Source organism: Parasaccharibacter apium, from assembly GCF_002917995.1.
GTDB classification, from domain to species: domain Bacteria; phylum Pseudomonadota; class Alphaproteobacteria; order Acetobacterales; family Acetobacteraceae; genus Bombella; species Bombella apis.
Genome location: NZ_LMYH01000004.1, coordinates 15,301 through 34,503, shown reverse-complemented (window position 1 = coordinate 34,503; position 19,203 = coordinate 15,301). Strand labels below are relative to the sequence as shown.

Genomic DNA, 19,203 nt, shown 5'->3' with positions numbered 1-19,203 from the left:
CAACAGATATTGCATATATAATGAAGTCATTATATACAGTCTGCATGGATCGTGCTCTTATAATCTTTCAGGCTCTTGCAGAGCCGACGCGTCTGAGAATTTTGCGCCTGCTGCGCGAAATGGAGTTGTCAGTTGGCGAACTGGCCCAGGTTCTGGGCCAGAGCCAGCCGCGGGTTTCCCGGCATGTAAAGGTGCTGGCGGAGGCCGAACTGGTAGAGCGCCGCAAGGAAGGAAGCTGGGTTTTTCTTGCCCTCGGGGACGAGAATGACCTGGAGCCCATTTTTGCAGCGTTGGACCATTGGCGGCGTTATCACGAGGAGGATGATGACGAGATGGGCCGGGCGGACCGGCAACGCCTCCAGGCCGTGCGGAATGTCCGCATGGGTGAGGCCGAGGACTGGTTTGAGGTTCATGCAGCGGAGTGGGATGCGATTCGCTCCCTGCATGTTTCGGAAGAATCGGTCGAGTCGGCCATCGTGAAACTGGTGGGTGATGGACCGCTCGGGCGTGTTGTGGATATCGGGACGGGGACAGGGCGCATGCTCGAGCTTCTGGCCCCGCAGTGTGAAAGCGCCATCGGGTTTGACCGCAGCCCCTCCATGTTGAGGTTGGCCCGGGTCAAGCTGGAAGAGAACCGGACGGCGGATGGAGAAGAGATCAAGCTGCGGCAGGGCAATTTCTATGCCCTGCCACTGGCTGCAGGCTCGGCTGATCTGACCATTCTGCATCAGGCGCTGCGTTATGCGCAGCACCCGGCCGCCGTCATTGCCGAGTCGGCCCGGATTCTCAGCCCCGGCGGGCGTCTTCTGGTGGTGGATTTTGCCCTGCATGACCGTGAGGAACTCCGCACACGGGATGCCCACATGTATCTCGGCTTCAGTGATGACCGCATGAAACAATGGTTCGAGGCGGCAGGGCTGGAAGCAGACCCCCCTGTCTCTCTCGATGGAGAATTGACGGTGAAGCTCTGGATGGGCCGCTTGCCGTTGGATCAGCAATCAAGGGTTACGTAGAACCGTATGTAAAAGGAACTGGCATCATGCCTGAGGTCTCATTTGAATTCTTCCCGGCGAAAACGGATGAAAAATCCGCAGCTCTGCTGCGTGTCGCCCAGCGGCTCACGGCTTATGAGCCCCGCTTCATGTCTGTCACCTATGGGGCAGGCGGTTCCTCACGGGAACGGACTCTGGAGACCTTGCGGCAGATGTCGGCCAGGGTATCGACTCCTCTTGCGGGGCATCTGACCTGCGTCAATGCGTCCCGGGGAGAGGTGGACGATGTGGCCAGAGCCTATTGGGACAATGGAGTGAAGCATATCGTAGCTTTGCGGGGGGATCCGCCGGTGGCAAAAGGGGCGGCGGCAACGCCCTACGTGCCACACCCGCAGGGCTACCGCTATGCAGCAGACCTCGTGGCGGGGTTGAAGAAGGTTGCTCCTTTCGAGATTTCTGTCGCAGCTTATCCGGAGACTCATCCGGAAGCGGAGTCGTCCCAGTCAGACATCGATCATCTCAAGGAGAAGTTTGATGCCGGGGCAGACAGGGCCATCACGCAGTTTTTTTTCGACCCCGAGAGTTTTCTGCGTTTCCGGGATCGTGCCGTGAAGGCAGGAATCACCAGGCCCATCGTGCCGGGCATCCTGCCCATAGGTCGGGCGTCGCAGGCATGGCGCTTTGCCCGGATGTGTGGTGCCTCCGTGCCGGAGGAACTCAAAGCCCTGTTTGAGGGGGTGGATGATCTGGCTCCGATCCGCTCCCGCCTGAGTGCCGTGGTGACAGACCGCATCTGCCAGCGTCTGAGAGATGAAGGGGTGGAGCATTTCCATTTCTACACGCTCAATCAGAGCGCACCCACGTCAACTCTCTGCACGTTGCTGGGCCGCCAGCGCTGCCATGCTCTGGTGGAGAACGTGGCCTGAGGGTGTTCCCGTACTCATGCGCTCCTTCTTCACCGGAGGGGCGCTGCAACGTGGGGTCATGAAGGTAAAAACCCCCGGCTCTGCCATGCAGGACCGGGGGTTTTCATGGAGCATGTCTCAAGCCACCTTCAGGACAGGGTGGCCGGAAACATCATTTGGTGTCCCGCTGCTTGCTCGGGGCCAGAATCATGATCATCTGGCGATTCTCAAGGCGAGGCATCTGTTCGGCCTTGGCAATATCTTCCACGGACTCACGGATGCGATGCATCATCTTGGCACCGAGGTCCTGATGGGCCACTTCACGCCCTTTGAAGCGCAGGGAAACCTTGACCTTGTCACCCTCCTCCAGGAAGGAGCGGACGGCCTTGGCCTTGGTCTGGAAGTCGTGCTCACCCGTACCCGGGCGGACCTTCACTTCCTTGATCTCGATGACCTTCTGCTTCTTGCGGGCTTCGTTACGTTTCTTCTGCTGTTCGTACTTGAACTTGCCGTAATCGAGGATCTTCGCAACCGGGGGCTCCGCCGTCGGGCTGATTTCCAGCAGGTCCAGTCCTTCAGAAAAAGCACGGGAAAGAGCCTCACGCGTCGGCATGATGCCGATCATTTCGCCTTCGGCGTCGATAACACGTACCTGCGGCACCCGGATCTCTTCATTGACACGTGGCCCATCGCGGTTCGGGGCGGCGTGAAACGGCGGTCTAGCTATGGTCATCTCCTGTTGATGCTGCGGCCCCATCACTGATGAAAGAGCAACGGGACTCAAACTACCTGTTCAGATTCATACCCCCCGCACCGGTATGGTGCAAGGGGGCAGACGCAGGAGAGATCAGGCCGTTTTCCGGGAGGTAGCCCGCAGGATATCCGGCGGAGTGGCTTCCTCCACCAGTGCGGCGATGATCTCATCGGCAGCCATCACATTCTGTGCCTGTTCACCAAGACGGCGGACGCTGACAGTGCCTTCTTCCGCTTCCCGGCGGCCGACCACGAGCATGACCGGCACCCGGGCCAGACTGTGCTCACGCACCTTGGCGTTGATCTTCTCATTGCGGACATCCGCCTCGGCATGAAGACCGGCCTTGCGTAGACGTTCGGTGACTTCCAGCGCATAATCGGCGGCATCGGTGACGATGCTGGCTACCACAACCTGCGTCGGGGCCAGCCAGAGCGGGAACTTGCCTGCATACTGTTCGATCAGGATACCCAAGAAGCGTTCGAAGCTGCCAAGGATGGCACGGTGCAGCATGACAGGGCGGTGGCGGGCACTGTCCTCGCCGATGTAGGAGGCATCCAGCCGTTCCGGCAGGACGTAGTCCACCTGGAGTGTGCCACACTGCCAGTCACGCCCGATGGCATCGGTCAGGACAAATTCCAGTTTCGGACCATAGAAGGCCCCTTCACCGGGATTCAGCTCATACTCCACGCCGACCATCTCGCAGGCCCGCTTGAGGGCCCCCTCGGCCCGGTTCCACACCTCGTCAGACCCGGCACGGGTTTCGGGACGGTCGGAGAATTTCACACGGAAACTCTCGAAGCCGAAATCCCTGTAGACCTCGCCCAGCATGGTGACGAAACGGGCCGTTTCTTCGGCGATCTGGTCATCCGTGCAGAAAATGTGGGCGTCATCCTGCGTGAAGCCCCGCACCCGCATGATGCCATGCAGGGAGCCGGACGGTTCGTACCGGTGGCAGGCGCCGAATTCCGCCATGCGCAGTGGCAGTTCACGGTAGGAGCGCAGGCCGTGACGGAAAATCTGCACATGGCAGGGGCAGTTCATCGGCTTGAGGGCGAGGGTCTTGTCCTCATCCTCCACCGTGGCGATGAACATGTGCTCACGGTACTTGTCCCAGTGGCCGGAGGCTTCCCAGAGGGTCCGGTCCACCAGCTGCGGGGTGCGGACTTCCTGATAGTCATTCCGGTTCTGGGCACGGCGCATGTAATCCTGCACCGCCGTGTAGAGGCGCCAGCCCTTCTGGTGCCAGAAAATCTGGCCGACCGCCTCTTCCTGAATGTGGAAGAGGTCCATGTCCCGGCCGATGCGGCGATGGTCTCGCTTTTCGGCTTCCTCAAGCCGTAGGAGATAGGCCTTCAGTTCCTTCTTGTCCCGCCATGCCGTGCCGTAGATGCGGGTCAGCATGGGGTTGCGGTGGTCACCACGCCAGTAGGCCCCGGCCACCCGCATCAGCTTGAAGGCGTTGCCGACATCCGCCGTGCTGCGGAGGTGTGGCCCACGGCAGAGGTCCAGCCATTCGCCCTGACGGTAGATGGAGATTTCCTCACTTTCCGGCAGGTCCCGGATCAGCTCGGCCTTGAACTTTTCACCACGTTTCTCGAAGAAGGCAATGGCCTCGTCCCGGTCCCACACCTCACGGGTGAAGGCATCGCCCCGTGTGATGATCTCGGCCATCTTGGCTTCGATGGCTTCAAAGTCGGCTGGTGTGAAGGGTTTGTCCCGGAAGAAGTCGTAATAGAAACCATCCTTGATGCTCGGGCCGATGGTGACCTGCGTTCCCGGCCAGAGCTCCTGCACGGCCTCGGCCATGACATGGGCGGCATCGTGGCGGATCATCTCCAGCACGTCATCATCCTTGCGGGTGATGAAGCGGACGGTGCTGTCTTTGCTGATCGTGAAACCAAGGTCCACGGCTTTGCCATCAACTTCCATGGCCATGGCGGCACGGGCGAGACCCGGCCCGATGGCTTCGGCGATGGTTGTCCCGGTCACTGCCCCATCGAAGGTGCGAATGCTTCCATCGGGCAGGGTAATGGCGGGCATGGAGGAACTCCTTGGTTGTTGGTCAGAAGAGGATGCTGCCCTTGTATGAAAGGAAAGGCGCAGCAGACAGAGATGGGGGCGAAAATGGCCTTTTATGGCGCTGTCCTGCAAGCCCTAATATGCAGCCAGATGGAGGAAGGGCGGTTTTTTGCCGGTTCCTGCCAGTTTTCGGGGCAGGGTCGGCTGGTCACGTTTTGTCGATCAACCATGCCTCTGAAGCGTCAGGCGGGCCTGCATGAGGGGTCGGCCCCAGTCTTCCAGCAGTCTGAGAACCCGTTCCGGGTGCAGGGTGGAGAGGTCGGGGCAGTCCAGTACCCGGCTCTGCCCGGGCGTGATGCTGAGGGGGGCACAGCGTCTCGGGTCACTGTCGGCGGAAAAGAGGGTCAGGGTTGGGCAGTCCATCGTGGCGGCCATGTGCAGCGGGCCGGTGTCATTGCCTATGCAGAGCAGGGCACGGTGGAGCAGCCCGGCCAGAGCGGGAAGGTCCGTCCGGCCTGTCAGGTCCAGTGCCTGCGGAACCCGGGAGCGGATGATGTCTGCCAGTGGGCGGTCCGCCGTACTGCCGATGATGACGGGCTGGCAGCCCCACGTGTCGAGAGCCTGTGCCAGCGTGGCAAAATGGAGGGCAGGCCAGCGTTTCGCCGGGCGGTGTGGTGCGGCCCCGGGCACGAGCACGGCATAGGGGGCGGGCAGATATGGGCCTCGGTTCTTGAGAAATTCCGGGACGGTACGGGGCAGGGAAGGGAGTCCAGCCGCCCGGAGCTGATCGGCCTGCCGCACGAGCGTGTGCATCTGGCGGGCTTGTGGATTGAGATGGGGCAGGCTGGCCCGCCTGTTCTGGCCGGACCAAACAGTGCCAGGGCGGACAAGATGGAAATAGCGGGCTGTCCGGCCGGAATTCTGGAGGTCAAACACCATGTCCATCTGTCGCAGGATGTGGCGGATTTTCAGCCAGTGGCGCAGATTGGTGAAGGGAGGCCGGTCATCCGTGGCGATGGCATCGAACCACGGGCAGCACGAGGCCAGATCATGATAGGGACTGGCTGTCAGGAGAGTGACATGGTCGTGGGGGAAAGCATGACGGATGGAGGCAAAGGCTCCAAACGCCTGAAAGAGATCTCCCAGAGCACCATGACGGATGATCAGTATCTTCTGCGGCATGAGGCTCCGGGTGATCGTTCCGGGAATCAGTCCTTCTTTTCGGGAGGCTGACCCGTTGAGGAAGCGTTGGAGACGATGACCATGGCTGGCTTCAGCAGGCGGTCTTTCAGCATCCATGTTGGCGTCCATGCCTGCACGACATGGTTGGGCGGAAGGTGGTCGACTTCCTGCTCCTGCATGGCCTGATGCAGGTTGGCATCAAATGGTCCGTGTGTCGGGTCCAGTCTGGTGATGCCATTCCGTTCCAGAATGGAGAGGAAGGAGCGCTCTGTCCCTTCGAATCCTTCCCGCAGGCGGGTGATCAGGGCATCCTCGCCCTCTTCATGCGGGGGCAGGGCGGACAGGCCACGGTGCAGGTTCTCGGCGGCTTCGACGACATCACGGGCGAATTTCTGAACGGCGTAATGGCGGGTGTCTTCAATCTCGCGCTTGTGGCGGGCACGGAGATTCTGGTTGTCCGCTTCGGAGCGCTTCCAGCGGTCTTCCATCTCAGCCAGTTTCTCTTCAAGGGCGGCAATGCGCTCCTCGGCAGTGCCGGTCCCGGCCTGTTCTTCCGTAGCGTGAGCCTCATGCGCCTCGGCCTGGGATGCCGTGTTGTGCGGCTGGGCTTCGTGCTGTGTGGTATCGGTCTGTGGCATGTCGGTATGAGAAGTCTGTTCTGTCATATCGTGACCCTGTTTCCGTCTTCGTGAGCACATTTCCTGCGGACTCGACTCACTATGCCCTTTCGGGTTTTCGTGATTGCAGCGGCAGGATGCGCTCCTTTCGTGCCTCTAGGAGATAGTGTCCCATGCGGCAAAAGCAAGGGGGGAGGTAGTGCTGGGGAAGGGTGGCGCTGAATTTTGGATGGCAGCGTAAAAAAACACAATTTACATAATGGGCTAGCGGAATTACCGGGATTCAATGTATAATGTTGTCAGAATAGTGGCATGTGTTGGCAGTCGTCTTCCTGTTAATATTTGCTGTAAACAGTCTTAACTTTGTGTTGAGATTTTTTTGTTGCTTGTTATGTTGCAAGGCACAGGAGTTTGCATGAAGAAGACCACTTTCCCTCCCGTGGTTCCGTCTCACACGGAAGAGAAACATGGTTCCAAGGCCCAGCAGGTTCCGGTCATTGCCCTGGTGGATGATGACCGGAACATTCTGACATCTGTTCAGATGACGCTGGAGGCCGAGGGTTTCACGGTTCATGTCTATACGGATGGGGAAAGTGCCCTGCAGGGTATCCTGTCCCGCTCGACATCCCTGGCGGTGCTGGATGTCAAGATGCCCCGCATGGACGGGATGGAGCTTCTGCGTCGGCTGCGCATGCGTTCGAGCAGCCTGCCTGTCATTTTCCTGACCTCCAAGGATGAAGAGATGGACCAGCTCATGGGGCTGCGCCTGGGGGCGGATGATTATATTACCAAGCCTTTTTCTGTTCGCCTGCTGGTGGAGCGGATCCGTGCCCTGCTGCGTCGGCATGAGGTCAGTCAGGCGGAAATCACGGGGGAGGCTGGGGCAAGCAGCAGCATCTTGGTCCGCGGTGCGCTGGCGCTGGATGAAGCCCGGCACCAGTGCCTCTGGAATGGTCAGGAGGTGGCGCTGACAGTTACCGAGTTTCTGCTCGTCAAGGCACTTGTCGTGCGTCCGGGGCTGGTGAAATCCCGCGACCAGCTGATTGATGCGGCTTATGGGGACAGCATTTATGTTGATGACCGTACGATCGACAGTCACATCAAACGGGTCCGCAAGAAGTTCCGTCGGGTGGATGAATGTTTCAATCATATCGAGACCCTTTACGGTGTCGGGTACCGCTATCGGGAGTGAGGTGATCCTATGGCCTGCCCTGGAGAGATCATGTCTGTCGGCACTGGCAGGGTTCCGTCATGATTACCGGGCATGACGAGCTGATAAGCCCCCTGCGGAGCACCTGGGAATATCTGCGTGCCGTGCGGCTGCGGCGCTGGGTTTCGCCGCTGACGAGCCGGCTTCTGCTGGTCAATTTTCTGCCGCTGCTGTTCATGGGGGGGCTGCTTCTTTCCATCAATGAGGTACGCAACACGCTGCTGAATGACAGTGTGGATAGCCTGCGGGAGCAGGCCCGCATTTATGCCTCTGTTCTCCAGCAGGCGCAGAAGGTCGATCCTGAAAGCGGGGAGGTCGAGCTGGATACGAAGGTGGCCCACCTTTTTCTGGATGACATGATCCGTTTCAGCCGCAACGCGCAGGTCCGGCTTTATGCGCCCAACGGGTCCTTGCTGACAGAAAGCGCCAGGGGCGGCGGCCTGACGGCATCCGGCACCCGCTGGCAGCCGAATGTCAATGTGGTTGACCGTATTTATGGCTGGGTCCTGTCCCTGATTCCTCTCAGGACCAGAGAGGGGGATGTCCCTCTGGACAATTCGACGACATCACAGAATTTCGGGCAGGATACGGGTGAGGATGTCCATCTCAGTGCCCGGGAGGACCTGCCACCCTATATTCGGCAGACTGCCCAGCATGAGCTGGTCATGACCGTTGTGGCGCCTGTCGTGGTGAATGGGGAGACGGTCGGCGTCCTTCAGCTGACCCGTCACAATGCGGATATCGATCGGGCCATCATCAAGGTGCGATGGGTCATCGTCATCATGATGCTGATGAGCATGGGAGCTGCCGTCCTGCTGTCGTGGTATTTTGCGATGACACTGTCCCGGCCTTTGCGTCGCCTTGTCGTGCGGTCGCGGGAGATGCGTGAGCCCGGGCAGGGGCGGGTGGATGGTCTGCCCTATGCTCTGCTCAGCCGCCGGGATGAGATTGGTGAACTCGCCCGGACCCTGCGTGAGAGTGCACTGGCCCTGTGGGCCAGAATGGATGATGTGGAACGTTTTGCATCGGAAGTCAGCCACGAGCTGAAGAATCCGCTGTCTTCCATCCGCTCGGCTCTGGATACCCTGCCCCGCATTGCGGATGTTCAGGCCCGGGACCGGCTGCTTGGTATCCTCGGGCGGGATGTCCAGCGGCTGGAGCGGCTGATAGCGGACATTTCCTTTGCCAGCCGGGTTGAGGGAGAGCTCAAGCGGGGCGGGCGTGTGGTGGTTGATGTCGTGGCGCTGCTGGAGCTGTTTGTCGAGGTGAACCAGGCCACTCGCAAGGAGCATGCTGCCAGGCTGGTGCTGTCCATTCCGGAAGGGGAAGAACCCCTCAATGTGATGGTCGGGCGGGATGGGCTTGTCCAGGTCCTGCATAATCTGATCGGCAATGCGAAGTCCTTTTCCCCGCCGGATGGTATCATCCGGCTTGCTGTCCGTGTCATGAAGGGGCTGCCGAAGCTGGCCGAAGATGGCACCATCTACCCCGGTGGCCCGACCATAGAGATTGCCGTGGAGGATGACGGACCTGGCATCCCGCCTGCAAAGCTGGACAGCATATTTGAGCGCTTTTACTCGGAACGTCCCCCCGGGGAGAATTTCGGGAAGCATTCCGGCCTGGGGCTGGCCATCAGCCGGCAGATCATTCTGGCCTTCGAGGGAACCCTGCACGCAGAGAACCGGGAAGAGCTGGATCCGGAAACCCAGCAGAGCCGCATCTGTGGGGCCCGCTTTGTCATCCGTCTGCCCCGCTTTACGGCTGCGGCACTTCCGCCTGTTCCGGAGTAGGCAGGCGGGGGTCTGTTTCTTGTGGGTTGGAGACTGTGATATGCTCCACTGCGCTGGCAGTTCCGCCAGCGTGATGCAGGGAAACAGGTCATGGGTATGAGGATGCAGGGCCGGTCTTCACGGGGTATTGTTCTGGTGACGGGTCTTTCCGGCGCCGGGAAGGCCTCCATCCTTCATATGCTGGAAGACCTTGATTACGAGGTGGTGGACAATCCGCCGCTGGACCTGTTTGAGGCGCTGATTACCCGGACAGGGTCCCGTCTGGCCATCGGGGTGGACGTGCGCAGCCGGGGGTTTGATGCCCATCGGATCGTGGATTTTCTGACACTGGCCCGTCGTGAACCAGACTGTTCGGCTCAGCTGGTTTTTGCCACGGCGGATTATGATGTCCTGCTGCGCCGGTTCACCGCCACAAGGCGGCGCCATCCTCTCGCCGGGGAAGGTGGCCTGCGCCCTGCGCTGGAGCAGGAGGCCGGACTGCTGGAACCGCTGCGGGCCGTGGCTGATTTCGTGATAGATACCAGTGACCTGCCCCTGCCGGACCTGCGCCAGATGATCGAGGCCCGTTTCAGTGCCGGGGTTGGGACCATGCTGTCCGTGGCACTCATGTCTTTTGCCTATCCGGCAGGTCTGCCGCGGGAGGCAGATATCGTGCTGGATGCCCGTTTCCTGAGAAATCCGCATTATGATGAGGAGCTGCGGCCCCATACGGGGCTGGAGGCCAGCGTGGCGGAGTATGTGAAGGCGGATCCGTTCTACCAGCCTTTTTACAGCCATGTATTGGGGCTGGTGCAGACCGTGTTGCCCCGTTTTGCGCAGGAAGGGAAAAAATACGTCACCATTGCTGTTGGCTGTAGCGGGGGGCGGCATCGTTCCGTCACGGTCGTGGAGGCGTTGGCACAGGACCTGGCAGCCGACCCGATGATCGGGGAGCTTCGGGCCCCGGTGATGGTGCTGCATCGGGAGCTGGCCCGCAACGGACTGGCCTCATGCCGCTGGGCCGTGCCACCATTGGATGGTACGGCATGAAGGCGGCGCATGGGAAGCCGGACAGGATGGAGGAACCGGGCGGGCCGGCGTTCAGCCGGGATGTCATGGCCCGGCTGGAAGAGGCCACTTGCTGGTGCCGACATCACGGGCAGAAACTGACCCCGGTCCGCCGCCTGGTTCTGGGACTTGTTCTTTCGGAAACCAGACCGCTGGGCGCTTACGATATTCTTTCCCTTTTGCGGGCCTATCAGCCAAGGGCCGTGCCGCCGACCGTCTATCGGGCTCTGGATTTTCTGCTGGAGCAGGGGCTGATCCACCGGATAGAGCGCCTGAGCGCCTTTGTGGGCTGTCATCACCGGCTGGACTGTGAAGAACATTGCACGTCCCATGGTGCGTGGGGTGCCCATAGGGCCCAGTTCCTGATCTGTCGGAGCTGTGGTCAGGTGCAGGAGCTGGAGCAGGATGTTGTGGCGGCGGTGCTGTTGCAGTCTGCCCGGGGGCAGGGGTTTCGGGCTGAGGCCGCCACGGTGGAGATTGAGGGAGTCTGTGCCTGTTGCGCCGGAGAAAGGAAGGTAAGGGAAAATTAAGGCCTGCCCTGTTTTCCTGCCATGCAGACATATGGTTTGTCTTTCTGAAAGATCAGGTAGATCAGGGAGTTATGCGACCTCTCAGAACTGTGATCCTCTGGTCAGTCATGGTGCGTAGGTTAAATTGTTTTTTATGATATGGAAGATTCTCTTCAGGGAGTTTTCCCTCCAGTAATAAAGGTCCGATTGTTATGAACGGGACAGCTGAATCTCCACGGTCTGCTGTGGATCCCGCTGCCAGGCGGAGAGTGCTTTTCATCTGCATTCTTGCCTCTTTGGCGGGGCTGATGTGCGGTATGGACATCGGGGTAATTTCCGGTGTGCTGAGGCCGTTTGGTATCGAGTTCCATGCCTCCACCGTGGCGCTGGAGTGGATTGTTGGGGGTATGCTTGTCGGCGCCACGATTGGCGCCCTGACAGGGGGACAGCTGACCCAGCGTCTGGGCCGCAAATACACGCTGACGACCGCTGCGGCTTTCTTCTCCATAGGGGCGGCTGGCTGTGCGGCTTCCCAGTCCATCACCATGATGATCATCTGCCGTGTGCTGGTGGGCATGGGCATGGGCCTTTCCGACTTCTGCACGCCACTTTATCTTTCCGAGGTAGCCCGAACGGAACAGCGTGGTGCCATGGTCTCGCTGTACCAGCTGCTCAAGACGATCGGTATTTTCCTGGCCTTCTTCTCCAACAGCTGGTTCGCCCCCTCCGGTGCATGGCGCTCCATGATGGTGGTAGAGGCCGTGCCGGCTGTCGTGTTTCTGGTGATTTTCCTCTGCCTGCCGCAGAGCCCACGCTGGCTGATGCTCAAGGGCCGTGAGGAAGAGGCTCTGGAGACGATGACAAAGCTGCGTGATGCGCCGTCCCAGGCCCGGCAGGAGCTGAAGGCCATTGGCGAGCAGTTGCAGACCAAGGAAGAGGGCTGGAAGCTGCTGCGGACCAACAGCAACTACCGCCGTTCCCTCGGACTGGGCATGTTGCTGATGGTCATGCAGCAGTTCGCTGGCATCAACATCATCATGTACTACGCCCCGCGTATTCTGGAGACAGCCCATTTCAGCCTTGAGGCCCAGATGTGGTGTACGGCGCTGATCGGCCTTGTGAACGTGCTGATGACATTTGTGGCCGTTGGTTATTCCGACCGCTGGGGCCGCAAGCCGATCCTCTATGCCGGGTATGCCAGCATGGCAGCCAGCATGGCCATTCTTGCCTTCCTGCTGTGGTACGGGACGACGACCCTTGCTCTTCAGCTTCTGGCTCTTGGCATGATCATCATCTTCGTGGGTGGGTTCGCCATGTCCGCCGGGCCGCTCATGTGGGTCATCTGCTCGGAGATCCAGCCTGCCGCAGGGCGCAGCCTTGGCATCTCCGTCTCTACCGGGACAAACATGCTGAGCAATCTTCTTATCGGCACGACATTCCTCAGTGTGCTGGAGCTGATTGGCGGCCCCAATACTTTCTGGCTGTTTGCCGGATTCAACGCCATCTGTGTCGTGTTACTTTATCTCTTCGTTCCAGAAACAAAGGATGTTTCGCTGGAAACTATTGAGAAGCGCCTCATGAGTGGTGTAAAACTGCGTGATCTTGGTAGTTGATTGAAGATCAGCCCTGTTCATGCACTGCCGGGCAGGAGGGACAGTCCGTCTCTTCTGCCCGGTTTCGTGTCTGGCTGGTGGGGCTGGTCTGCATCAGGGAGGTTGCGCCCTTTACATGGTAGATGAAGTTGATCCCCGTTCTGTATCCCCAGGGACAGGCGATGATGACGATGCGTCATTTTTCGATCCCACGAAATTCAAGATTCTTGTCATTGGTGGTGTTGCGGCCCTTGCGGGGCTGATGTCTGGTATTGATATCGGCGTGGTTTCCGGTGCGCTGGATCTGTTTTCCCGGGAGTTTCATCCTTCCACACTGGCGCTCTCATGGGTTGTCAGTGCCATGATGGCTGGTGCGGCCCTTGGCTCGGTGAGTGCCAGCAAGCTGGCCCAGAAGGTCGGGCGCAAGCGGGCGTTGATCTGCGGGGCTGCAGTGTTCGTGATTGGGGCACTGGGCTGCTTCCTGAGCTGGTCTGTTGCCTCCATGATCTCCTTCCGGGTTGTGATGGGCTATGCCATCGGGCTGTCCGCCTTTACGGCGCCGCTCTATCTTTCTGAAATTGCCAGTGAAGATACCCGTGGTGCGATGATCTCCACCTACCAGCTTATGCTGACGATCGGCATATTCGTGGCTTTTCTGGCCGATGCCTATTTTTCCTATCGTGGCAGCTGGCGGAGCATGTTTGCTTTTGCAGCCTTCCCGGCAACGCTGTTTCTTATCGGGGTTCTGTTCCTGCCTTACAGTCCGCACTGGCTGGTGATGAAAGGCCGCCACAAGGAGGCGCGGAGAATCCTGCTGGACCTGCGGGATGACCCGCTGGAGGCCGCCAAGGAGATTCAGGCCATCCGTCAGCAGCTGGAAACGAAGCAGGAAGGGTGGGCACTGCTGAAGCGCAACAGCAATTTCCGTCGTTCCGTGCTGCTGGGTATTGGCCTTCAGGCCATGCAGCAGCTGGCGGGCATCAACATCGTCATGTTCTATGCTCCGAAGATTCTTCAGGCTGCCCATTTTGATACACATGCACAGGTCTGGTGTACGGCCATCATCGGGCTGGTGAACATGCTGGCCACGTTCGTGGCGGTTGGTCTGGTGGACCGCTGGGGCCGCAAGCCCATTCTTTATGTCGGTTTTGCCGTCATGGCGCTGACAATGGGGGCTCTTGCAGCCCTGTTGCATGAGGGTATGGCGGAGCAGGCTTCCCAGATGATCGCCGTGTTCGTGCTGATGGTTTTCTGCGCTGGTCATGCCATGTCGGCGGGGCCGCTCATGTGGGTGCTGTGTGCAGAGATCCAGCCCATTCAGGGGCGCAATTTCGGCATGTCCGCTTCTACCCTGATGAACTGGCTGGCCAATATGGGCGTGAGTGTCAGCTTTCTGCCGCTGATGGAGGCCTTTGGGGCCTCTGGCACGTTCTGGCTTCTGGCCGTTCTGAACTTCATTTTCATTGGTCTGACATATCTGTACGTGCCGGAGACCAAAGGCATGTCTCTGGCCAAGATTGAAGAACGGCTGATGAGTGGTGTGAAGCTGCGCAAACTTGGGCGCTGAGCCATGGCGGTCAGCCTGTCTGGCACGAAGAGAAAAAAGGCTCACCAGTCCTCTGGTGAGCCTTTTTCAATGAAGGGAATGGGCCTGCTCCCCTGTTCTTACAGGATGAAGGGGGCCAGGGCGCCCAGATGGCTGTGCAGTTCCCTGTATTGTGGCGCCTGTAAATGGGGGGCCAGAAGAGGGAGAAGCCATACGGTGGTTTCCCGGTCGATGGCTGTCAGGGTGGAAATGGTGTCCAGCGTGAAGGTTGGAGCGCCCAGAGCCATCTCCAGCAGGTTGAAGGGCGACAGGCTCAACCAGGAGGCCCCTGAGGGTGTGGTCTCCTGAGGAATGGTGATGAAACATTCCCAAAGGCTGACGGCCTGCCTGTCAGGCGCCATTGGTTCCGTGGGAGGAGAGCAGAGAAAACGTTTCTGGCCCCCATGCTGCCTCAGGGCAATGGCTGTCTGTTCGATGACAGGCAGGATGTCGTAGCGGGGCAGGCCGGTGAGGCGGCCATCATGCAGGATGAAGAAGTCCCGTATCCTGTCCTTTTCATCCAGGCCGAACAGAAAGGCGGCTTCGGGATGGATCAGGCTCTGGATCAGGAAAAGCTGGAACTCACCCCCCTGCTGCTCGGCACTGCCAAGGTCCTGGAGCAGATCATTGACGAGACCGGGATGGCGGGCATCCTTCGGATGCAGGGAAAAGACCCGGAAGCCAGCCGGATTCTGCCGGGTTGAGGGGGGAGTCAGGCCGGGGATGGGAGGGTGCTGACGCCGCATCTCTTCCAGCACGGTCACGGCCCCTGCCGTGATGACCGGCCTGACCCAGCGCAGAACGTCCGACGTCTTTTCACGGGGGACCGTGTCTTCAATGTCGTTCCATTGGGCCAGCTGGTGGTCTGAAAGGGTGAGCTGGAGGTCTTTGCGGTTGAGGACCCGTTTGACGAACTGTTCCAGACTGCGCCGCTGGAAATGCATCAGGCTGGCAACAGCCCAGTCAGGATACCCCACCGTAATGCCGGGTACGGCAGACCAGGCAACAGGCGCACCGGATGAGGTGACATAACGCCCTTCAGCCAGCGCAAAATAATGGACATTGACCCATTTGCCTTTCTTCCAGCAATGAGGGCGGATGAAGCTCTTTACATGCCGGTTGATGGCCTCTCCCGCCGTGCTGTGGCGGCTGAAACTGTGGAAAGGCGGCAGGCTGGGTGTCGTGATGTGGTTGTCATGGCCATAAACCTGCCAGTGCAGGGCTACTGCACCGGCATCGGCAGGCAATGATTCCAGAAATTCCGGCAGGGTTTCGTGGGCGTACAGCCTGACATATTCGTCCGTATCCAGAAAACCCATCCAGTCGTAAGACTGTTCATCCATGGCAATGGCCGACAGGGCATCGAGATAGACCTGTCTCTGGCGCTCTGCATGGTCCTGGCTGGACAGGTCAAGGCTGTGCTCACGGATATGGAAAAGGCGCACATCCCAGTGCAGGCTGGCGGCCGTGATGAGATCCCTCGTGCCATCATCTGAATCATCATCAAACAGGATGAAACTGTCCACACCGAGGAGGGCATGCCAGGCCAGCCAGTACAGTATGTCGTGTGCTTCGTTTTTGACGATGCCGACCAGAGCAGTCTTCATGGTGCTACGTGGCCCCTGCGTTACGGTGATTCAGCGCCGGAGAGAGGCGAGGGTGCGGATGCCGGAGCGGCTCATCTCGTGCAGCAGCTCCTGCTTCAGCCGGGTGAGGACGGCGGGCCCTTCGTAGATGAAGGCCGTGTAGACCTGTACGAGGTCCGCCCCCATTTTCAGGCGCTCGAGAATGTCTTTTCCGGTTTCGATGCCGCCGGAAGAAACGAGGCAGAGGCGGCCATTGTTCAGGTCGCTCACGAGCTGGAGCACATGGCGGGCCCGTTCGGCCAGTGGCGCACCGGAGAGGCCTCCGGCCTCCTCACGGTGAGGGTCCGTCAGGCGGGCGGGACGGGCCAGCGTGGTGTTGGTGAGAATGAGACCATCAGCACCACCGTCCAGTGCCGTCTGGAGGATGGGGCCATAGGCGTCATCTTCAAGATCAGGGGCAAGCTTCACCAGCAAAGGGGGGCGGTCGGGATGGGCGGTCTGTATGGCATCCAGCAGGCGGGCCAGCATGTCGGTAGCCTGAAGGTCCCGCAGGCCGGGGGTGTTGGGGGAGGAGAGGTTGATGGTGATATAATCGGCGTAGGATTTCGTCCGGCCTACCAGGGCGGGGTAGTCCACAAGCGGATCTGCCCCTGTCTTGTTGATGCCCAGATTGATTCCCAGCGGAACACCGGCGGCTTTTACGGTGCCATTCCCGTCCGGGCGGAAAAGGGGTGTCAGGTTCTGGCAGAACCGGTCAATCCCACAGCTGTTGAAGCCCATGCGGTTGATGATGGCGTGGTCATCGACCAGACGGAACAGGCGGGGCCGGGGATTGCCCGGTTGGGGCCGGGGTGTGACCGTGCCGGTCTCCACAAAGCCGAAGCCGAGTCTGGCCAGCCCCCGCACGGCCCGGGCATTCTTGTCGAACCCTGCTGCAAGGCCGATCGGGTTGGGGAAGGAAAGACCCAGAGCTTCCGTCCGGAGGGCCGAATGATCGGGTTTGCCGCGACCGGCGAGGCCGTGGGCAATGCTGTGGATGGCAAGCTCATGTGCAGTTTCAGGGTTGAGACGGCGCAGAAGCCACGTGGCTGTTTTTCCGATATCGAGCATTCACTCTTCCCTTACTGACAGTTAAGAACCTTTCAGAACGCATGGTCGTTCTTGTCAAGACAATTTGCGGTATTGATGACTGTTGTGTGGCTTTGCAGAGAGGGAGTTGCGCCATGTCGATGAAACGGGAGCCGGAGCCATGAGCTGGGATGACCTGTACCTGGAAACCTGCTGCCGTTCGGCCCTGCACCGGCTTGTGCTGAGCGGTGAAACGGGCCGCCCGGTCGGCCCCCCGCCGGAAGGGCGGATGCCCGATTTCCGGGCCCCTCTCAAGGACCGGTCCTGCCTGCTGCGGCTGGCTGGCATGGGGCTGGCCCGGCAGAGGGATGACGGACGTTTTGAGGTCACGCCGGCTGGGGAACAGCGTCATGACCGGGAGATTCTTTCCATGAGGCGGGCCCGGCGGCGCAGGCAGGGGTGAGGCAGCCGCCATTTGCGCTTTGAAGGCCGTAACTGTAAAATCCCGCCCCGGTCTGCTCCACGAAAACCTGACAGGTATCCCGTATCCATGCCAATGCCGATTCCTCTGCCGCCCATCACTCTGGGGACGGGCTGCGTGATTGATGACCCTGTCATCCTCGCTCCCATGTCCGGCGTCACGGACCTGCCGTTTCGCAGGCTGACCAGAGAGCTGGGAGCGGGGCTTGTCATTTCGGAGATGATCGCTTCATGGGCGATGGTACGGGAGAATGAGCGGACCCTGAGCATGGCCCGCAGCGCCGGGGCTGGTGGTGTCAATGCCGTACAGTTGGCGGGGTGTGACCCGCAGGCCATGGGAGAGGCAGCAAAGATCGCCGTGGCGGGTGGTGCGGATGTCGTGGACATCAATTTCGGCTGTCCGGTCAAGAAGGTGGCCATCGGCCAGATGGCCGGATCGTCCCTCATGCGGGATGAAGCTCTCGCCGCCCGCCTGCTGGAGGCGACAGTGAAGGCGGTGGATGTCCCCGTGACGCTGAAGATGCGGATGGGGTGGGACCATGAGCATCTCAATGCTCCTGCCCTGGCCCGTATTGCCGAGGATGTCGGCATCCGCATGATCACGGTGCACGGGCGGACCCGCCAGATGTTCTACAATGGCCGGGCGGACTGGAAGTTTGTCCGCAGGGTCAAGGAGGCGGTGAGGCTTCCGGTGATCGTCAATGGTGACATCGTGAGCATGGCCTCGGCCCGTCAGGCCCTGGCGGATTCGGGGGCGGACGGCATCATGGTGGGGCGGGGCTGCTATGGGCGGCCCTGGTTCCTCGCCCAGCTGACCCAGTCCCTGCGGAGCGGCGTGGACGTGCCGGACCCCGATCTCGCAACGGAGAAAGAGATCGTCCTGAAACATTATCACATGATGATGGACCATTTTGGGGAGCGACCGGGCCTGCGCCTCGCCCGCAAGCATGTCTCCTGGTATTCCGCCGGTCTTCCGGGGTCGGCGGCATTCCGGGCGGAGGTGAACCGGCTGGATTCCGCTCCTGCTGTCATTGCTCTGCTGGAGCGGTTCTATGATGACGCCATCGCGGCTGGCATCGTGCGTGATCGGGAAGGGGCTCTTGCCCGGCATGTGGCGTGATGGGTGAGCCGACGGCCCGGGCAGTCCGTGCGCTGCGCCCGTTGTTCCTGCATGGTGCCAGCTCGCAGGAGCGTCTCGACGTGGCCCAGAGGATTCACGCCCACAGTTCCTGTGCAGGCGGAGCTTTTGTCGTTGCGGGGCTGACGGCTGTTCCCCGTGCCCTGCGGGAGGAGCGGCTGTTTGGTACGGCAGGCAATGGCTGGCTGGAGCAGGCCCGTGGCGGCACGCTTCTTCTGGATGAGCTGGATTGCCTGTGCCCGACACTCCAGAAGCGTTTTGCGGCTGTTCTGGCCCACAGGCCGCCGGCACGGCGGGAGGAGGCCGTGCGTATCGTGGTGGCCAGCCGGCATGACCAGGCGACCCTGTTGCGTCACGGAGGGCTGGAGGATGGCCTGCGGCACTGGCTGGCTTCCCTGCCGATGGAGCAGTGCCTCGGGCCGGAACGTCTGCGGGCCGTGCGGGCTCTTTCCGGTGACCGGAGCGGGGGGCTGGCAGCGATGTTCGAGCCGGTCATGCGCAGTTATGTACGGGCAGGGCTGGAGGCGGGCAGCTGCAACCTGCATGGCAGCGTGGTGGGAGCAGTGGAACGTCCCCTCATCACCATGGCCCTCCAGCATACGGGTGGGAATCAGCTCCGTGCCGCTGCTCTGCTGGGGTTGAACCGCAACACCCTGCGCAAGCGCATCAGGGAACTTCATATCGTTGTCCCCCGGCCCGGAGCGAAGCCGGGGGACCGTTGAGCAGGAA

At 60.5% G+C, this 19,203-nt stretch carries 17 protein-coding genes; 11 read left to right on the top strand and 6 right to left on the bottom strand.

Annotation, left to right across the window (positions count from 1 at the left end; genetic code table 11):
- Positions 1-20: 20 nt before the first annotated feature.
- Positions 21-1,013 (top strand): ArsR/SmtB family transcription factor, encoded by a 993-nt coding sequence (locus tag ASO19_RS02215; protein ID WP_227431525.1) that lies wholly within the window; start codon positions 21-23, stop codon positions 1,011-1,013.
- 26 nt (positions 1,014-1,039) lie between these two features.
- Positions 1,040-1,918: a methylenetetrahydrofolate reductase [NAD(P)H] gene (metF, locus tag ASO19_RS02210; RefSeq protein ID WP_103765299.1), complete on the top strand. Its 879-nt coding sequence runs from the start codon at positions 1,040-1,042 to the stop codon at positions 1,916-1,918.
- 151 nt (positions 1,919-2,069) lie between these two features.
- Here the strand turns inward: metF and infC are convergent, their stop codons facing one another.
- The 4 genes from infC to ASO19_RS02190 all read right to left on the bottom strand — a co-directional run bounded on the left by infC (position 2,070) and on the right by ASO19_RS02190 (position 6,517).
- Positions 2,070-2,630, bottom strand: coding sequence for a translation initiation factor IF-3 (gene infC, locus ASO19_RS02205; protein ID WP_043557988.1), 561 nt, complete (start codon positions 2,628-2,630; stop codon positions 2,070-2,072).
- A gap of 114 nt (positions 2,631-2,744) precedes the next feature.
- Positions 2,745-4,691: a threonine--tRNA ligase gene (gene thrS / locus ASO19_RS02200; RefSeq protein ID WP_103765298.1), complete on the bottom strand. Its 1,947-nt coding sequence runs from the start codon at positions 4,689-4,691 to the stop codon at positions 2,745-2,747.
- Between the two features lie 201 nt (positions 4,692-4,892).
- Positions 4,893-5,852: a glycosyltransferase family 9 protein gene (locus ASO19_RS02195; RefSeq protein ID WP_081562833.1), complete on the bottom strand. Its 960-nt coding sequence runs from the start codon at positions 5,850-5,852 to the stop codon at positions 4,893-4,895.
- 26 nt (positions 5,853-5,878) lie between these two features.
- Entirely contained in the window at positions 5,879-6,517 is a 639-nt protein-coding gene (locus ASO19_RS02190) for a nucleotide exchange factor GrpE (protein ID WP_052348887.1), read from the bottom strand.
- Between the two features lie 367 nt (positions 6,518-6,884).
- On the opposite strand from ASO19_RS02190, the gene ASO19_RS02185 reads away from it, so the two are divergent.
- The 6 genes from ASO19_RS02185 (at position 6,885) to ASO19_RS02160 (ending at position 14,184) form a co-directional block, all read left to right on the top strand.
- Positions 6,885-7,661 (top strand): response regulator transcription factor, encoded by a 777-nt coding sequence (locus tag ASO19_RS02185; RefSeq protein ID WP_081562832.1) that lies wholly within the window; start codon positions 6,885-6,887, stop codon positions 7,659-7,661.
- A 59-nt stretch (positions 7,662-7,720) separates the two neighbouring features.
- A complete protein-coding gene (locus ASO19_RS02180; protein ID WP_103765297.1) occupies positions 7,721-9,469 on the top strand; it encodes a sensor histidine kinase in 1,749 nt (582 codons plus the stop codon).
- A gap of 96 nt (positions 9,470-9,565) precedes the next feature.
- A complete protein-coding gene (gene rapZ / locus ASO19_RS02175) occupies positions 9,566-10,498 on the top strand; it encodes an RNase adapter RapZ (protein ID WP_373364573.1) in 933 nt (310 codons plus the stop codon).
- A 26-nt stretch (positions 10,499-10,524) separates the two neighbouring features.
- A complete protein-coding gene (locus ASO19_RS02170; RefSeq protein ID WP_103765315.1) occupies positions 10,525-11,046 on the top strand; it encodes a Fur family transcriptional regulator in 522 nt (173 codons plus the stop codon).
- Positions 11,047-11,237: 191 nt separating this feature from the next.
- Positions 11,238-12,638: a sugar porter family MFS transporter gene (locus tag ASO19_RS02165; protein ID WP_103765296.1), complete on the top strand. Its 1,401-nt coding sequence runs from the start codon at positions 11,238-11,240 to the stop codon at positions 12,636-12,638.
- A 115-nt stretch (positions 12,639-12,753) separates the two neighbouring features.
- Positions 12,754-14,184, top strand: coding sequence for a sugar porter family MFS transporter (locus ASO19_RS02160; RefSeq protein ID WP_043557999.1), 1,431 nt, complete (start codon positions 12,754-12,756; stop codon positions 14,182-14,184).
- 98 nt (positions 14,185-14,282) lie between these two features.
- On the opposite strand, the gene ASO19_RS02155 is transcribed toward ASO19_RS02160, so the two are convergent.
- Entirely contained in the window at positions 14,283-15,809 is a 1,527-nt protein-coding gene (locus ASO19_RS02155) for a glycosyltransferase family 2 protein (RefSeq protein ID WP_103765295.1), read from the bottom strand.
- A gap of 30 nt (positions 15,810-15,839) precedes the next feature.
- A complete protein-coding gene (locus tag ASO19_RS02150) occupies positions 15,840-16,898 on the bottom strand; it encodes a quinone-dependent dihydroorotate dehydrogenase (RefSeq protein ID WP_081562829.1) in 1,059 nt (352 codons plus the stop codon).
- A gap of 139 nt (positions 16,899-17,037) precedes the next feature.
- Here ASO19_RS02150 and ASO19_RS02145 point away from each other — a divergent pair, with 139 nt between their 5' ends.
- The 3 genes from ASO19_RS02145 to ASO19_RS02135 all read left to right on the top strand — a co-directional run bounded on the left by ASO19_RS02145 (position 17,038) and on the right by ASO19_RS02135 (position 19,196).
- Positions 17,038-17,319, top strand: coding sequence for a hypothetical protein (locus ASO19_RS02145; protein ID WP_043558447.1), 282 nt, complete (start codon positions 17,038-17,040; stop codon positions 17,317-17,319).
- Positions 17,320-17,406: 87 nt separating this feature from the next.
- Positions 17,407-18,456 carry a tRNA dihydrouridine synthase DusB gene (dusB, locus tag ASO19_RS02140; RefSeq protein WP_103765294.1) on the top strand — a complete coding sequence of 350 codons (1,050 nt, stop codon included), beginning with the start codon at positions 17,407-17,409 and terminating at the stop codon, positions 18,454-18,456.
- On the top strand, positions 18,456-19,196 hold the full coding sequence (locus ASO19_RS02135; protein ID WP_043558012.1) for a helix-turn-helix domain-containing protein: 741 nt from the start codon (positions 18,456-18,458) through the stop codon (positions 19,194-19,196). Before dusB ends, ASO19_RS02135 begins: the two co-directional genes overlap by 1 nt.
- Positions 19,197-19,203: the final 7 nt, after the last annotated feature.

Bases quoted from the DNA above. Each gene is read 5' to 3' on its own strand.
- ASO19_RS02165 (WP_103765296.1), top strand. From the start codon at position 11,238: ATGAACGGGACAGCTGAATCTCCACGGTCTGCTGTGGATCCCGCTGCC.
- ASO19_RS02145 (WP_043558447.1), top strand. From the start codon at position 17,038: ATGAGCTGGGATGACCTGTACCTGGAAACCTGCTGCCGTTCGGCCCTG.
- metF (WP_103765299.1), top strand. From the start codon at position 1,040: ATGCCTGAGGTCTCATTTGAATTCTTCCCGGCGAAAACGGATGAAAAA.
- ASO19_RS02180 (WP_103765297.1), top strand. From the start codon at position 7,721: ATGATTACCGGGCATGACGAGCTGATAAGCCCCCTGCGGAGCACCTGG.
- ASO19_RS02195 (WP_081562833.1), bottom strand. From the start codon at position 5,852: ATGCCGCAGAAGATACTGATCATCCGTCATGGTGCTCTGGGAGATCTC.
- rapZ (WP_373364573.1), top strand. From the start codon at position 9,566: ATGAGGATGCAGGGCCGGTCTTCACGGGGTATTGTTCTGGTGACGGGT.
- ASO19_RS02190 (WP_052348887.1), bottom strand. From the start codon at position 6,517: ATGACAGAACAGACTTCTCATACCGACATGCCACAGACCGATACCACA.
- infC (WP_043557988.1), bottom strand. From the start codon at position 2,630: ATGACCATAGCTAGACCGCCGTTTCACGCCGCCCCGAACCGCGATGGG.
- ASO19_RS02155 (WP_103765295.1), bottom strand. From the start codon at position 15,809: ATGAAGACTGCTCTGGTCGGCATCGTCAAAAACGAAGCACACGACATA.
- thrS (WP_103765298.1), bottom strand. From the start codon at position 4,691: ATGCCCGCCATTACCCTGCCCGATGGAAGCATTCGCACCTTCGATGGG.
- dusB (WP_103765294.1), top strand. From the start codon at position 17,407: ATGCCAATGCCGATTCCTCTGCCGCCCATCACTCTGGGGACGGGCTGC.
- ASO19_RS02150 (WP_081562829.1), bottom strand. From the start codon at position 16,898: ATGCTCGATATCGGAAAAACAGCCACGTGGCTTCTGCGCCGTCTCAAC.
- ASO19_RS02160 (WP_043557999.1), top strand. From the start codon at position 12,754: ATGGTAGATGAAGTTGATCCCCGTTCTGTATCCCCAGGGACAGGCGAT.
- ASO19_RS02135 (WP_043558012.1), top strand. From the start codon at position 18,456: ATGGGTGAGCCGACGGCCCGGGCAGTCCGTGCGCTGCGCCCGTTGTTC.
- ASO19_RS02215 (WP_227431525.1), top strand. From the start codon at position 21: ATGAAGTCATTATATACAGTCTGCATGGATCGTGCTCTTATAATCTTT.
- ASO19_RS02170 (WP_103765315.1), top strand. From the start codon at position 10,525: ATGGAGGAACCGGGCGGGCCGGCGTTCAGCCGGGATGTCATGGCCCGG.
- ASO19_RS02185 (WP_081562832.1), top strand. From the start codon at position 6,885: ATGAAGAAGACCACTTTCCCTCCCGTGGTTCCGTCTCACACGGAAGAG.